We start from the raw sequence: 14,482 nt of genomic DNA on the forward strand, positions 1-14,482 counted from the left end.
CGGCTGGAATGGGTGGATCCAGTAGCATCCGAGGAGTGATCGGACGACTCGGCGACCTCTGGCAGCACACCCCGCTGGCCTTCTGGCTGGTCCTGGCGGCCTGCCTGTACTTTGCGGTGATGGCCGTCCGGCTCACCATCATCGATGTCCGGCACCACCTCCTGCCCAACAAGATCGTCTTCCCGTCCTACGGAGTGGCCGGGGCGCTCCTGCTGGCAGCCGCCGCGGCAACCTGGGCCGGCCCGGCGGCGGAGAACACCGGCGGGATCCTGGCCGTCCCTGCCCTTCGCGTGGTGGCTGGGGCAGGAGTGCTGTGGCTGTTCTATTTCGTCCTCCGGTTCATCTATCCGCCGGGCATGGGCTTTGGCGACGTCAAGCTCGCTGGAGTACTGGGGATGTACCTTGGCTACCTCAGCTGGGGGCACCTGTTCGCGGGAACCTTCCTGGCTTTCCTGCTGGGCGGCCTGTGGTCCCTGGCGCTGCTGGCGGCCCGGCGGGGAACCCTGAAGTCGTCCATCCCGTTCGGTCCGTTCATGCTCGCCGGGGCCGCAGCCGCCATGCTGCTGCCCGCCTGAGCGTTCTGCGGTGCCTCAAGGACCTGTTGGATAGGCTGTGGTTATGCCTGCACCCGAATACGTCCTGAAGCTGCGCAAGAAGATCGGCAACGATCCCCTCTGGGTTCCCGGGGTCAGGGGTGTGGTGGTGGATGATGCCGGCCGGATCCTGCTGGCCCAACGGGCGGACAACCGGCAGTGGGCGCTCGTCAGCGGGATGCTGGATCCGGGGGAGCAGCCCGCGCGGGGCCTGGTCCGGGAGATTTTTGAGGAAACGGCCGTGGTGGCGGAGGCAGAACGCGTGGTGTCCGTGGGCGCAGTAGGCCCGGTCACCTACCCCAATGGCGACGTCTGCGAGTTCCTGGACGTCGTGTTCCTGTGCCGTTACGTCTCCGGCGAGGCCAGGGTCAATGACGACGAATCGCTGGCCGTTGGCTGGTTCAGCCTCGATGAACTTCCCGAACTCATGCCCGGGCACCTCACCAGCATCCGCCAGGCCCTGGCCCCCTCCGGGGCCGTCCACTTCGAGCCATAACCCCTCCTGTGGGGCGGCACAGGCACAAAAAGAAACAGGGGCGCCGCAACCCCCAAGATTGCGGCGACCCTGTTGGTCTCTTGCCTGCCAGTTGCAGGCGGCAAGCCCCGGCAGCCGGCCCGGCAACAGCCAGGCCAAGCTCCGACGGCGGTCAGCGGCCCTGGGAAACCAGCTCGCCGTCGTCGTCCTTCACGATGTCCCCGTCACGCCCAGCGCCGTCGGTGCCGGCAGCGGCGCCGGGAAGCCCGGCGGCGAGCCGCTCGGCTTCCTCTCCGCCCACCGCCTCGCCGCGTGCCACCATACCGGCGGTGTCCGACAACGGGATCTGCTTCAGCGTGATGGCCAGGAGCAGTGCCACGGCGATGAAGGGGAGCAGGTACCAGAACACCGGTGCCAGGGAATCGGCGTAGGCGTTCACGATTGCGTTGCGCAGCTGTTCCGGCAGCTGGTTCAGCGCCTGCGGGTCCAGGGTCCGGGTGGACTGCCCGGCCTGCTCTGCTGAGGCTCCTGCCCCCGTGAAGGCGCTGGTAAGGGCTTCCGAGAGCCGGGTGGTGAAGATGGAACCGAACACGGCCACACCCATGGCGGCCCCGACCTCGCGGAAGTAGTTGTTGGTGCTGGTGGCGGTGCCGATCTGGTCTGCCGGGACGGAGTTCTGGACCACCAGGACCACTACCTGCATGATCAGGCCCAGGCCTGCGCCGAAGACGAACAGCTGAAGGCAGATGACCCAGATGGGGGTGCTGGCGGCAAGGGTGGTCATCCAGAGCATGGCGGCCATGGTGAAGACCGCGCCCAGGATGGGGAACATCTTGTACTTGCCGGTCTTGGAGATCCGGATGCCCGAGTAGATGGAGGTGCCCATGAGGCCCGCCATCATCGGCAGCATCAGCAGGCCCGATTCGGCGGCGGAGGTGCCGGAGGACATCTGCAGGAACGTGGGGACGAAGGCGATGGCGGAGAACATGCCCAGGCCGAGGGTGAAGCCGATGGCGGTGGCATTGATGAAGATCCGGTTCCGGAACAGGCTCAGCGGAATGATGGGGTCCTCGGCGCGGCGCTCCACCATGACGAAGGCGGCGGCAGAAACCAGCAGGCCCGCACCAAAGGCCCAGGTCAGCGGGGAATCCCAGCCTTCCTCCTTCTTCCCGCCGAAGTCCGTGAAGAAGATCAGGCAGGTGGTGGCGGCGGACAGCAGGACGACGCCCAGGACGTCGATCCGCTTTTCTGCCTTCTTGTTGGGCAGGGTAAGGGCGAACCAGGCAATGGCGAAAGCCGCGAGGCCAACCGGGATGTTGATGTAAAAAGCCCATTCCCAGGTCAGGTGGTCCACGAAGAAGCCGCCCAGCAGCGGCCCGGCCACGGCGGAAAGGCCGAAGATGGCGCCCAGCGGGCCCATGTACTTGCCGCGTTCCTTGGCGGGAACGATGTCCGCGATGATGGCCTGGGACAGGATCATCAGGCCGCCGCCGCCCAGGCCCTGGATGGCCCGGAAAATGACGAAGCCCCAGAAGTCCGTGGCAAGGGCGCAGCCCACCGAGGCCAGGGTGAAGAGGGCGATGGCAACCAGGAAGAGGTTGCGCCGGCCCAGGATGTCACCGAACTTGCCGTAGATGGGCATCACAATGGTGGTGGCCAGCAGGTAGGCCGTGGTGATCCATGCCTGGTGCTCCACCCCGCCGAGCTTGCCCACGATGGTGGGCATCGCCGTGGAGACGATGGTCTGGTCCAGGCTGGAGAGCAGCATGCCGGCGATCAGCGCGGAGAAAATGATCCAGATGCGTTTCTGCGTCAGCAGCAGGGGCCCTGCCGGCGCTTTGGTGGTGGCGGTACTCATGATTGTCCTTTTGCGGAGGCGGGATCCGGGGTTTCGAAGGGCTGGGAGAAGAGCAGGCTTGCGGCCGAAATGTTTTCCATGAGCAGGTCCGGGTAGCTGCGGGTGTTGCCGTCGGAGAAGTAGGCCATGCTGCTCTTGCGGGCGATGGTGCTGAGCAGCACAACTGCCATCTGCACCACGGGGTGGTCGGGGGCTACCCCTTCACGCCTGGCTACGTCCCGGGCGAACTGGGCTTCGCGCTGTTCCGTGACTCCGATGATTTTCAGGATGAGCTGCGGTTCCTTTTTGACGACCCCGATCAACTGCCGGGTTTCTTCCTCGGACTCCGTCATTCCTTCGGCCAGGCGCAGGGAGAGCCGGACCAGGTCGCTGAACAGGGTGGGCGAAATTTCACCGGCGCGGGAGCCAGCGGCACCGGCCACGAATTCCTCGATGACATCGGCCGGAACGTCGTCCTCGGCGTGGCCGATGATGGCGTCTTCCTTGGTGGGGAAGTAGTTGAAGAAGGTCCGGCGGGAGATCCCGGCCGCCTCGCAGACTTCCTCCACGGTGTAGCCGTTGAGGCCCTTCTCGGAGGTGAGGGCGCGGGCAGCGGAGGTAATGGCGGTCCGGGTGGCCGTCCGCTTGCGCTCGCGCAGGCCGTCAGAAATTGCACTATCAGTCACAAAGTAAATTTTTGCACTAAAATCGCTTGAGTGCAAACTTCTGCTTCCGAACTGCAGGTTCCTTAAAGTACGACGGCGGCCGGCGCCTTTCCTGCGAAAGGTGCCGGCCGCCGTCGGGGGCTGGGTGCGTTTATGCCTTGTGGGCCGGGGCCGTCATGGTGGTGACGTCCAGTGCCTTGTCGAGGTCGGACTCGGACACCTTGCCCTCGCCCTCGCCGACAAAGCCCAGCTTCTCGGTGGCCTGGCGGATGGTCAGGCCCTCCTTGACGGCGGTCTTGGCGATCTTGGCGGCGTTCTCGTAGCCGATGTACTTGTTCAGCGGCGTCACGATGGACGGCGACGCCTCGGCCAGGAAGCGGGCGCGCTCCACGTTGGCGGTGATGCCGTCGATCATCTTGTCCGCCATGACCCGGCTGGTGTTGGCCAGCAGACGGATGGACTCCAGCAGGTTGGCGGCCATGACGGGGATGCCCACGTTGAGCTCGAAGGCGCCGTTGGTCCCGGACCAGGCGATGGCGGTGTCGTTGCCGATGACCTGGGCTGCCACCATGATGGAGGCCTCGCAGATGACCGGGTTGACCTTGCCGGGCATGATCGAGGAGCCGGGCTGCAGGTCGGGAAGTGCGATTTCGCCCAGGCCCGTGTTGGGGCCGGAGCCCATCCAGCGAAGGTCGTTGTTGATCTTCATGAAGGAGATGGCGATGTTGCGCAGCTGGCTGGAGGCCTCGATCAGGCCATCGCGGTTGGCCTGGGCCTCGAAGTGGTCGCGGGCCTCGGTCAGCGGCAGGCCGGTGTCCGTGGCGAGCAGCTCGATGACGCGCTCCGGGAAACCGGCGGGGGTGTTGATGCCGGTGCCCACGGCGGTGCCGCCCAGCGGAACCTCTGCCACGCGGGGGAGGGAGGCGTTGATGCGCTCGATGCCGTAACGGACCTGTGCCGCGTAGCCGCCGAACTCCTGGCCCAGGGTCACCGGGGTGGCGTCCATCAGGTGGGTGCGGCCGGACTTGACGACGTCCTTGAACTCAACGGCCTTGCGCTCCAGCGACTCTGCCAGGTAGCCCAGGGCGGGAATGAGGTCGTTGATCAGCGCGGAGGTGGCGGCCACGTGAACGGATGTCGGGAAGACGTCGTTGGAGGACTGCGAGGCGTTGACATGGTCGTTCGGGTGGACCACCTTGTCGCTGCCGGCGGCCTTCAGGGCGCGGGTGGCCAGCTCTGCCAGGACCTCGTTGGTGTTCATGTTCGACGAGGTGCCGGAACCGGTCTGGAAGACGTCGATGGGGAAGTCGCCGTCGTACTTGCCGGCGGCCACCTCATCGGCTGCGTCTGCAATCGCCTTGGCCAGCTCGCCGTCGAGCACGCCCAGTTCGGCGTTGGCCTGGGCTGCGGCCTTCTTGACCCGGGCCAGGGCCTCGATGTGGGTGCGCTCCAGGGTCTTGCCGGAGATGGGGAAATTCTCCACTGCCCGCTGCGTCTGCGCGCGGTACAGTGCGTTCACGGGGACGCGGACTTCGCCCATCGTGTCATGTTCAATGCGGAACTCTTCAGTGGAAGTCATGGGGCTAGCTTATGGCGATCCGGCGCCCCATCGAAAACCGTTAAGGGTGGATTGCCGGCGGCCCGCTGGACCGCCGGCAGGTTGCTTCTAGAGCTCGCCGATTCCGGAAACAAGGTCGGCGCGGCCCTCTGCCAGCCGGTAGGAGAGACCGATGACTGCGGTCCGGCCTTCTTCGATTGCGGTGGAAATCACACGCGAGCTGTCCGCGAGGCGCTGCGACATCTGCTTGACGTTTTCCACCACCATGTCGTTGACCTCGGTCTGGTTGTTCCGCAGGGAAGTGAGGACGGAGGGGGTGATGCGTTCCACGAGGTCGCGGATGAACCCCGCCGGCATCTCGCCGGTCTCAACGGCGTCCCGGGTGGCCGTGACGGCCCCGCAGTTGTCGTGCCCAAGCACCACGATCAGCGGCACCCCCAGTACGGCGACGCTGTATTCCAGGGAGCCGAGGACGGCGTCGTCAATCACCTGCCCGGCGGTTCGGACCACGAAGACGTCGCCCAGGCCGACGTCGAAAATGATCTCAGCCGCAAGCCGGGAGTCGGAGCAGCCGAAGATCACCGCGAACGGGTTCTGGGTCTCCACCAGCGAGGAGCGCCGTGAGGCGTTCTGGTTCGGATGGTTGGACTCGCCGTTGACGAAACGTTCGTTGCCTTCGCGCAGGCGGCGCCATGCCAGTGCAGGGGTCAGGTTAGTAGCCATGCTTACTACATTAAGGCGCGGCAGGGGCGGAGGGGGAAACTGTGACGGCCGGGTTGGCGTCAAGGGAGGCCACGACGGCGGCAGCCAGCGCCGCGAATTCGTCAAGTTGCGCGGCGCCGGAGAGGACGACGGTGCTGCCCCTGTAGTTCAGGATCATCGATTTTTCGCCCTTGCCGGTATCCCGCAGTTCCCAGTCCTTGCCGCCGGCATTCCGGGTCCCTGTGACGGGTGCGTTCTTGGTCTGCTGGAGGAGCCAGGTGGGGTTGGCCTTCGTTGTCTGCACCAGGCCGATAAAGGACGTCTTGGGGGTCAGGTAGCCAACCTCCCACGTGGGCACGCCGCTGGCCGTTCCGGCCTCCCACCGGGCGTAGTTGGCGCGGAACGCGTTGCCGGTGTCCGGCGCAACCGGTGTGAATCCGGCCACATCCGCAGCATTCCGTGCCACGGACGCAACATCGACGTCCGGCCGGAAGCTTTCGCCTTTGGGCTGGGGATTCATGAGGACAACAGGCAGGAATGCCGCGATGCTGAGCGCCAGGGCGATGATCATGCCGATCACCGAGGCGTTGGCCCGCTTGGCGGCGGCCGCCGGAATGACGGGCTTAACCGGGGTTTCGGCACTGCTGCCGGCAGCGGCGGGGCGGCCTTCGGGCTGTGCCTCGCCGGAGCTGGGACTGGTGGCTTCCTGCATGTCGTTCACCCCTCTATAGTCGCCCATCCCGGAGCCGGACTTCCATTCGGGCCCGGACCGGGGACCGCAGCCAGCTGCAGGGGTACATTGCGCGGTTGCGTCATGGGCCGCCCGTGGCACGGCGCCGCGACTATGATCGATAGCAGAGGAATCACCGTTCTGCTGCACCGGCGGGCGGGTTCAATGATCGCCACTCGAAGAAGAGGTTCACGTGTCACCAGCGTCCATGACCCAGAAGTACTCCACGATTTCACCGTCCCTTGCGGTGGGCCACGACGAGCCGGACCGCAACCTCGCCCTTGAACTTGTCCGCGTCACCGAAGCCGCGGCCATTGCCGGCGGCCACTGGGTGGGCTTCGGCGACAAGAACACCGCCGACGGCGCAGCCGTCGACGCCATGCGTTCCTTCCTGCAGACCGTCCACTTCAATGGTGTCGTGGTGATCGGCGAAGGCGAAAAGGACGAAGCCCCCATGCTGTTCAACGGGGAGCGTGTCGGCGACGGCACAGGCCCCGAGGTGGACGTGGCTGTTGACCCCATCGACGGAACACGCCTGACCGCCCTGGGCATCAATAATGCGCTGGCTGTCCTGGCTGTTGCCGAGCGTGGCTCCATGTTCGATCCCTCCGCCGTGTTCTACATGGAGAAGCTGGTCACCGGCCCCGAAGCCGCTGACATGGTGGACCTGCGCCTGCCGGTCAAGCAGAACCTGCACCTGATCGCCAAGGCCAAGGGCGTCAAGGTCAACCAGCTCAACGTCATGATCCTTGACCGCGACCGACACCGCCCGCTGGTGGAGGAAATCCGGGAAGCCGGAGCACGGACCAAATTCATCATGGACGGCGACGTTGCCGGCGCCATTGCCGCGGCCCGCTCCGGAACCGGCGTGGACGCGCTCATGGGCATCGGCGGAACCCCCGAGGGCATCGTGGCAGCCTGCGCCATCAAGTCCCTGGGCGGCGTCATCCAGGGCCGCCTCTGGCCCACCAGCGACGAGGAAAAGCAGAAGGCCATCGACGCCGGCCACGACCTGGAGCGCGTGCTGTCCACCAACGACCTCGTCTCCAGCGACAACTGCTACTTTGCCGCCACCGGCATCACCGACGGCGACCTGCTCAAGGGCGTCCGCTACTCCAAGGACAAGGTCCTGACCCAGTCCATCGTGATGCGCTCCAAGTCCGGCACCATCCGCTTCGTGGAGGGTGAGCACCAGGCCAGCAAGTGGGAAGGCTACGCCCGCAAGAACTGACTGCCGTTAGTGCAGGATTCCAGAGCCCCGGGGCGCGTGCGCGCACCCGGGGCTTTGCGTTAACGCGTTGGTATAGGGTTTAAGCCATGATTCCTGCTGTTGTGCCCTGTACTGACCGCGCCCTTTGGGACGAGCACGTTGACCGGTTCCAGGGGCATCCGCAGCAGCTGTGGGGCTGGGGCGAGACCAAGGCGGCGCACGGCTGGTCCGTGGACCGCGTCCTGGTCAAAGCCGGGGACGAAACCATCGGTGCCGCCCAGTTGCTGGTCCGCAAGCTTCCTGTTCCCTTCCGGGCACTGGTCTACATTCCGCGCGGCCCCATGTGCTCCGTGGAGCACACCCAGGTGGTCCTCAACCGGCTCGCCGAACACGCTGCCCTCCGGCACCAGGGCGTGGCGCTCAGCATCGAACCGGACTGGGACCAGGACTCCGCATTCGCGGGCGCGGTGGCCGCCGCCGGATTCCGGGAGTCCACCAACACCGTGCTCATCCCGCGCACGCTCATCCTGGACCTCACCCGGACCGACGACGAGCTGATGGCGGAGATGTCCAAGTCCACGCGCGCCAACATCCGCAAGGCAATGCGCAGCGACGTCGAGTTCCGCAAGGTCAAGAACGATTCCGAGCTGGAACAGGTCCTGGCCATCTACCACCAGACCGCCGAGCGGGCGGGCTTCGGCATCCACGAGGACCAGTACTACCGCGACATCTTCCACAACCTCGGCGACGCCTCGCCCATCATCGGCGCGTTCGACGGCGAGCAGCTGCTGGCGTTTACCTGGCTGTCGCGCAGCGGCACCACCGCCTTTGAGCTTTACGGCGGCGTCTCCGCAGAAGGACAGAAGCAGCGCGTCAACTACGGCGTGAAGTGGGCCGCCCTGCAGTCCATGCGAGAGGACGGCTGCAGCCGCTACGACTTCAACGGCCTGCTCAACGACGGCATCTCCGACTTCAAGAAGCAGTTCGCACGGCATGAGAACATGCTGCTGGGCACGTGGGAAAGGCCGCTCTCGCCCTTCTACCCCGTATACGCCAAAGCCATGCCGCTGGCGCGCAAGGGCCTCCAGCAGGGGCGCCGGCTGGTGAAGGACGCAGCCGGGCGGGTCCTGCCCCTGGTCCGCAAACTGCGTCCGGGCAACTGACTGAACCGAAAAAGAAGGGCGACGTCGGCACCCGCCCGGGCGGGTGCCGACGTCGCCCCTTTCTGTTGCTGTGGGCTACAGCCCGGTGGTCACCGCGAAGGCCAGCACCGGTTCCGCGCTTCCGGCCACCCGGTGGACGTTGATGGGGGCTTCCGCGGCCGCGACGAACGCGCTCCGTCCCCTGGACAGCTGCAGGTCGCCTTTGGGTGAATCAAGGTAAACTTCGCCGGCCACCACGATGACCACCGCAGCCCCGGACTGGGCCAGGGGTACGGGGGCCGCCTCCGGCCCCAGTTCGATGCGCTGCAGTTGGAACTCCTCGAACGGCGGACGGAACAGTTCCTGGCCCATTACCGTCTTCTCGGCATCCAGCATGGGCACAGCCACAGGGTGGAAATTGATGGTGTTCAGGAGTTCCGGGACATCCACGTGCTTGGGCGTCAGGCCGCCGCGCAGGACGTTGTCCGAGGACGCCATGACCTCCACGCCGAGCCCGTGCAGGTAGGCGTGCACGTTCCCGGCGGGAAGGTAGACCGCTTCGCCGGGCTTCAGCGAGATCCGGTTGAGCAGCAGCGAGATCAGCACGCCGGGATCGCCCGGGTACTTTTCGTTGAGGCTGATCACGGTGCCCAGTTCGGCCTGGTACGGCGCGAGCGAAGCGCGCGACAGCAGGGCTTCCACCACCAAGGCAGTATCCTCCGCCACGCCTTGCCCGCCGGTGATCAGCCGCTCAAAGGCCTGGCGGAGTCCTGCGCCTTCGTCCGCGGCGGCCAGATCGTCAATCAAGGCCTGGACCAGCGCGGGGGAGCCGCCTCCCTCGGGGAAGGCACGGGCGATGTACTGGAAGACCTCCCGGGTTTCGGCGGCAGGCCGGAACCCGCACAGCGCCTCGAACGGAGTAAGCGCGAAGATCATTTCCGGCTTATGGTTGTCGTCCTTGTAGTTCCGGTTCGGGGCATGGGCATCCACACCATCGGCGTTCTCCCGCGCAAAGCCTTCCCGCGCCTGCTCCAGGCTGGGGTGGACCTGGAGGGAGAGCGGCTGCGCGGCCGCAAGGATCTTGGCCAGGAACGGCAGCCGGGGCCCGAAGGCGGAGACGGACTCCGCGCCCAGGAAATGCTCCGGGTCCGACGAGATCAGCGCATCGAGGGGGCTCCGGGTGCCGTCCTCCGGCACCTGCGCCACCGACGGAGAGTCAGGGTGGGCGCCGATCCACAGTTCGGCCTCCGGGCCCCCCGACTCGGGACGGCCCAGCAGCGAGGCGATGGCCGTCGTCGAACCCCAGGCGTAGTCCCGGAGGACGTTCTCAATCTCGTACAAAACCGTTCCGTTCCTTGTGGATGGGCGTTGATGACTTGGCGGCCGCCGTGGTCGCTAGAGCGGGCGGCACTGTCCGTTGGTGGCCACGAGCTGGCGGATGGCCTCTTCGTTTCCTTCGAGCTTGAGCTGGGTAAGCATCTCTTCGGTGATCGGCTCGCCGTCAGGCGTGGTGGTCACCGGGGTGAAGTCCGACGGCGAGGGCTGCTGGACAGCGTTGCCGCCCGTGGGCAGGGTGGCGGGGACGGGACCTGCCGCCTGGACATGTCCGGCTCCTGCCCCTGGAACTGCCGTGCCGTCGTCGGGAATTCCTGCAGACTGTGCACCCTTGGCGGATGCCTGCGCCAGCAGCTGGTCGACCCGCTCGTGGATCTGGTCGAAGTCCGGGTTCGTGGAGAAGGACGGGTCAAAGTCCGGCGGCCCAATGGTGAGCCGCTTGACGTCCTTGCCCCGTGCCTTGATGGCGAGGTCCAGGAAGCTGCCCAGCTGGGCGGAGGAGACGTTGGACTCCACCACCTTGGTTCCCGCGCTGGCGATGTCCTCGAACTTGGACAGCAGGGTGGTGGGATCGAGCTGTTTCAGCATGGCCTGCTGCACGCACTGCTGGCGCTGGATGCGGGAGTAGTCATCAACGTATTCGCGCGAGCGTCCGTACCAGAGTGCCTGGTCCCCGTTGAGCGTCTGGTCCCCGGCCGGGATCCAGCCGAGGGGCATCCCGTGGGTCTTGGTGGTTTCGTCGAAGTAGCCGCTCATGGGAACCCACCCACCGGCCTTGATCCGGATGCCGCCCATGGCATTGATCAGCGTGGAGAAGCCCTGCATGTCAACCAGGACGTAGGACTGGATCTGCATGCCGAGCGTTCCGGAGACGGCTTCCATGGTTGCCTGCGCGCCTGGATCCGCCACGCCGGGGTAGAGGTTGGTGTGCTCGTTGGTGACCTCTGTATTGATGGCGTTGATGAGGCATTCGTCGCCGCAGTTGTAGCCGTCGGGGTACAGGGCGCGCATGGGGGAGCCCTCGCTGAACTGCGCGTTCTGGAAGTTTCGAGGGACCGAAATGATGGCGGTCTGGCCGGTCTCGGCGTCCACGCTCAGCACGGACAGGCTGTCCGGACGGCGGCCGGTGCGGTCATCGCCCGCGTCGCCGCCCATCATGAGGAAGTTGTAGCGCCCGTCCACGGGTTTGATCGCCGGGCCGGACGAGAAGATGTTGCCGATGGCATTGCGGCCCACATTCAGCAGGTAGGCGGCGTAGCCCATGGAGCCGCTGCCCAGGACCAGGGCAACCACCAGGGCGATGCCGACGGCGGGGCGCGCCTTCGGTGCCAGCAGGACGGGGCGGATGAGCCTCAGGGTGTTGAGGAACAGCAATGCCCAGCCGAGGGCCAGCGCAGCCAGCAGGACCACCAGCACCAGCGATGTGACCGGGTTGGTCACGATGCTGATGACCATGCTCCGGTCCAGCAGCAGCAGAACCACTGCAAGCAGCAGGATGGCCCACACACAGAGCGTGACGCGCAGCGCGGTCCGGCCCAGCTTCCGGTCGCCCGCGACGAGCTGCGCGCTGCCCGGTACCAGGAGCGTCAGCAGGACCAGTACGAAGGCGCGCTTTGTACGGACCGGGGAGGAAGCGCTGACCGGGTAGCGGACGGGGTCTGTCAGGGACGCCCCGGCCCCGGTGTTGAGCACGCTGCTGCTGCTGGCCATGCCCGCCGCCCTAACGGCTGCCCCGAAGAGCGCCGGAGCCGTCCGGGAAGACTTCGCTGACTTTCTGCCGGAGGTTTGCGCCCTTGCGGGAGGCAACGGCGTTGAGGTCGGCGGCGAAGTCGAGGAGGTCAGCGCGCAGGGAGGCGGCGAGCTCGTCCGTACCCGACGCGAGCATCCGCACGGCCAGGAGTCCGGCGTTCCGCGCACCGGCGATGGAAACCGTGGCCACCGGCACCCCGGCGGGCATCTGGACGATGGACAGCAGGGAGTCCATCCCGTCAAGTGTCTTCAGGGGAACCGGGACGCCGATAACGGGAAGCGGCGTGACGCTGGCGAGCATGCCCGGCAGGTGGGCGGCACCGCCGGCGCCGGCGATGATCACCCGCAAACCACGTTCGTGGGCCGTCTGGCCGTACCGGATCATTTCCGTGGGCATCCGGTGGGCTGAGACCACGTCCGCTTCGAACGGAATGCCGAATTCGGCCAGGGCGTCCGCCGCGGCCTCCATGACCGGCCAGTCCGAGTCGGAGCCCATGACCAGGCCCACCAGGGGACTGGTGCCGGATGCGGCGGGGGTGGCTTCGGCGCTCATGCCTTCTCCTCGAAAATCGCAGCAGGTTCTTCGGTGGAAACCCGTCCGTCACGGATGATGCCGGCCACGGCTGTGGCCCGGCGGCGGACCGAGTCCACCTCCGCGGTGGAACTTCCCACCAGGTTGACGTGGCCGATCTTACGTCCCGGCCGTACCGATTTGCCGTAGCAGTGGACTTTCGCGGCGGGTTCGGCGGCGAGTGCCATGGGGTAGGCGGAGTACAGGTCCTGGTTTTCCCCGCCCAGGAAGTTCTTCATCACGGTCACGGGAGCCAGTGCGTCCGTTGCGCCAAGGGGCAGGTTCAGGACGGCACGTAGGTGCTGTTCGAACTGGCTGGTGATGGAGCCGTCCTGGGTCCAGTGGCCGGTGTTGTGCGGCCGCATGGCAAGTTCGTTGATCAGGAACCCCGCTCCGGTGCCCGGCGTTTCGAAGAGTTCCACGGCAAGGACGCCAGTCGCGTCCAGCTCGGCGGCGATGCGCAGGGCGGCATCCTCCGCGGCGGCCGCAACCTCCAGCGGGATATCCAGCGCGGGCGCGATCACCTCGTCGCAGACACCGTCCACCTGGATGGTGTGGACCACCGGCCAGGCACGGGCTTCGCCGTCGGGAGTACGGGCCACGAGGGCCGAGAGCTCGCGCGTAAATTCAACCTTGGCCTCGGCCAGGAGGGGACTCATGGCGGCGAACCAGTCGGCCGTCCCGGCCGCCTCCTCCGCCGAGCCAACGATCCGGACGCCCTTGCCGTCATATCCGCCGCGGGGGGTCTTCAGGACAACGGGCCAGCCGATTTCCTCGCCGAAGCGCACCAGCGCGTCAACGTCGGCCACCGACGCCCAGGCGGGGTTCGGCAGTTCCAGCCGGTCGATGGCTGCACGCATGACCAGTTTGTCCTGGGCGTGGACCAGGGCGTCCGGTCCGGGCTGGACGTTGACTCCGGCCTCCTGCAGTGCGCGGAGGTGGTCCGTGGGCACGTGCTCGTGGTCGAAAGTCATCACGTCCAGGCCCTTGGCAAAGTCCAGGAGCGTCTGCAGATCCTTGTAGTCGCCCACCGGCGTGGTGGGTACTGCCGATACTGCGGACACGTCCTCACCCTCCGCGAGGACGCGGAGTTCAAAGCCGAGGGCTGTAGCGGCAGGGGCCATCATTCGCGCGAGCTGGCCGCCGCCAACCACGCCTATCACTGGAAAAGTCACATGTGCCAGCCTACCGAAGACGCGGCCGATCGACGCTTTTGCGGCCCGGCGGGGGATGGACATTTTCGGATGAAAGGACCCCCCGGCTCCTGCATCCGGGGGCCGCTTTAAGGCTTTGGGGCTAAAATGGACCTTTGGCCGAGTGGCCCACAGTTCGTCACGGCCATGGAGGGTCATGTTTAGCGCACTTGCAGATCGTATCCGGGGGCTTGCCTCACTCTTCTGGCGCGAGGTGGCCAAGTTTGGTGCGGTGGGCGGTGTGGCATTCGTCATCGACAACGGCCTGACCTATTACCTGATGCACGGTCCCATGTCCGACAGCGAGGCGAAGGCCCGCTTCGTGGGGGCCACGGTGGCCACAATCTTCTCGTGGGTGGCAAACCGCTTTTGGACCTTCCGCCACCGCCGCCAGGCCAACGTGCTCCGCGAGTTCGTCATGTTCGTGATCATCAACGGCATCGGCATTGGCATCTCCACCGGGTTCACCGCCCTGGCCAAGTACGGGATGGGCATCGACAACAAGAACCTGCTGTTCCTCGCGGGCGTGGTTGGCATCCTGGTGGCCACGGTTGTCCGCTTCTTCGCCTACCGCTTCCTGGTGTTCAACCAGGAACTGGACCAGGAGCCGGAGTTCTCCCACGACCACGAAATCATCGAAGCCCACCCCCACAAGGAGCCGGCGGGTGCCGCTGAACGCCCGGCACCCACGCCGGCCGACGGCGGCCCACAGGCCTAGGGGA

At 66.3% G+C, this 14,482-nt stretch carries 14 protein-coding genes; 5 read left to right on the forward strand and 9 right to left on the reverse strand.

Going from position 1 to position 14,482, the window contains the following annotated elements; all coding sequences use genetic code 11:
- The first annotated feature begins 35 nt into the window (after positions 1-35).
- Both JCQ34_RS05825 and JCQ34_RS05830 read left to right on the forward strand, forming a co-directional pair.
- Positions 36-575, forward strand: coding sequence for a prepilin peptidase (locus tag JCQ34_RS05825; protein ID WP_286402822.1), 540 nt, complete (start codon positions 36-38; stop codon positions 573-575).
- A 43-nt stretch (positions 576-618) separates the two neighbouring features.
- Positions 619-1,089: an NUDIX hydrolase gene (locus JCQ34_RS05830; RefSeq protein WP_286402824.1), complete on the forward strand. Its 471-nt coding sequence runs from the start codon at positions 619-621 to the stop codon at positions 1,087-1,089.
- Between the two features lie 151 nt (positions 1,090-1,240).
- Here the strand turns inward: JCQ34_RS05830 and JCQ34_RS05835 are convergent, their stop codons facing one another.
- From JCQ34_RS05835 to JCQ34_RS05855, 5 genes are all read right to left on the reverse strand, one after another.
- A complete protein-coding gene (locus tag JCQ34_RS05835) occupies positions 1,241-2,926 on the reverse strand; it encodes an MDR family MFS transporter (RefSeq protein WP_286402825.1) in 1,686 nt (561 codons plus the stop codon).
- Positions 2,923-3,591, reverse strand: coding sequence for a TetR/AcrR family transcriptional regulator (locus tag JCQ34_RS05840; protein WP_286402826.1), 669 nt, complete (start codon positions 3,589-3,591; stop codon positions 2,923-2,925). Before JCQ34_RS05840 ends, JCQ34_RS05835 begins: the two co-directional genes overlap by 4 nt.
- 130 nt (positions 3,592-3,721) lie before the next feature.
- The gene (locus JCQ34_RS05845; protein WP_286402828.1) at positions 3,722-5,149 is read right to left on the reverse strand and encodes a class II fumarate hydratase; all 1,428 of its coding nucleotides are present in this window, start codon (positions 5,147-5,149) and stop codon (positions 3,722-3,724) included.
- Positions 5,150-5,236: 87 nt separating this feature from the next.
- Complete coding sequence (locus JCQ34_RS05850; protein ID WP_286402830.1) at positions 5,237-5,851, reverse strand: carbonic anhydrase; 615 nt, start codon at positions 5,849-5,851, stop codon at positions 5,237-5,239.
- Positions 5,852-5,861: 10 nt separating this feature from the next.
- Positions 5,862-6,542 carry a DUF4245 domain-containing protein gene (locus JCQ34_RS05855; protein ID WP_286402832.1) on the reverse strand — a complete coding sequence of 227 codons (681 nt, stop codon included), beginning with the start codon at positions 6,540-6,542 and terminating at the stop codon, positions 5,862-5,864.
- A 226-nt stretch (positions 6,543-6,768) separates the two neighbouring features.
- Here JCQ34_RS05855 and glpX point away from each other — a divergent pair, with 226 nt between their 5' ends.
- Together glpX and JCQ34_RS05865 are read left to right on the forward strand one after the other, a co-directional pair.
- The gene (gene glpX / locus JCQ34_RS05860; RefSeq protein WP_200830737.1) at positions 6,769-7,791 is read left to right on the forward strand and encodes a class II fructose-bisphosphatase; all 1,023 of its coding nucleotides are present in this window, start codon (positions 6,769-6,771) and stop codon (positions 7,789-7,791) included.
- Between the two features lie 86 nt (positions 7,792-7,877).
- A complete protein-coding gene (locus tag JCQ34_RS05865; RefSeq protein ID WP_286402834.1) occupies positions 7,878-8,933 on the forward strand; it encodes a lipid II:glycine glycyltransferase FemX in 1,056 nt (351 codons plus the stop codon).
- A gap of 75 nt (positions 8,934-9,008) precedes the next feature.
- On the opposite strand, the gene manA is transcribed toward JCQ34_RS05865, so the two are convergent.
- The 4 genes from manA to JCQ34_RS05885 are packed head-to-tail and all read right to left on the reverse strand — an operon-like array spanning position 9,009 to position 13,742.
- A complete protein-coding gene (manA, locus tag JCQ34_RS05870; RefSeq protein ID WP_286402836.1) occupies positions 9,009-10,253 on the reverse strand; it encodes a mannose-6-phosphate isomerase, class I in 1,245 nt (414 codons plus the stop codon).
- 54 nt (positions 10,254-10,307) lie between these two features.
- On the reverse strand, positions 10,308-11,957 hold the full coding sequence (locus JCQ34_RS05875) for an LCP family protein (protein WP_286402838.1): 1,650 nt from the start codon (positions 11,955-11,957) through the stop codon (positions 10,308-10,310).
- Between the two features lie 10 nt (positions 11,958-11,967).
- A complete protein-coding gene (gene purE, locus JCQ34_RS05880; RefSeq protein WP_142130661.1) occupies positions 11,968-12,549 on the reverse strand; it encodes a 5-(carboxyamino)imidazole ribonucleotide mutase in 582 nt (193 codons plus the stop codon).
- Entirely contained in the window at positions 12,546-13,742 is a 1,197-nt protein-coding gene (locus tag JCQ34_RS05885; protein WP_286402841.1) for a 5-(carboxyamino)imidazole ribonucleotide synthase, read from the reverse strand. Before JCQ34_RS05885 ends, purE begins: the two co-directional genes overlap by 4 nt.
- A gap of 175 nt (positions 13,743-13,917) precedes the next feature.
- On the opposite strand from JCQ34_RS05885, the gene JCQ34_RS05890 reads away from it, so the two are divergent.
- On the forward strand, positions 13,918-14,478 hold the full coding sequence (locus tag JCQ34_RS05890; RefSeq protein WP_286402843.1) for a GtrA family protein: 561 nt from the start codon (positions 13,918-13,920) through the stop codon (positions 14,476-14,478).
- The last annotated feature ends 4 nt before the right edge of the window (positions 14,479-14,482 follow it).

Origin of the sequence: Pseudarthrobacter defluvii (genome assembly GCF_030323865.1) — a bacterium.
In the GTDB taxonomy this organism is placed as follows: domain Bacteria; phylum Actinomycetota; class Actinomycetes; order Actinomycetales; family Micrococcaceae; genus Arthrobacter; species Arthrobacter sedimenti.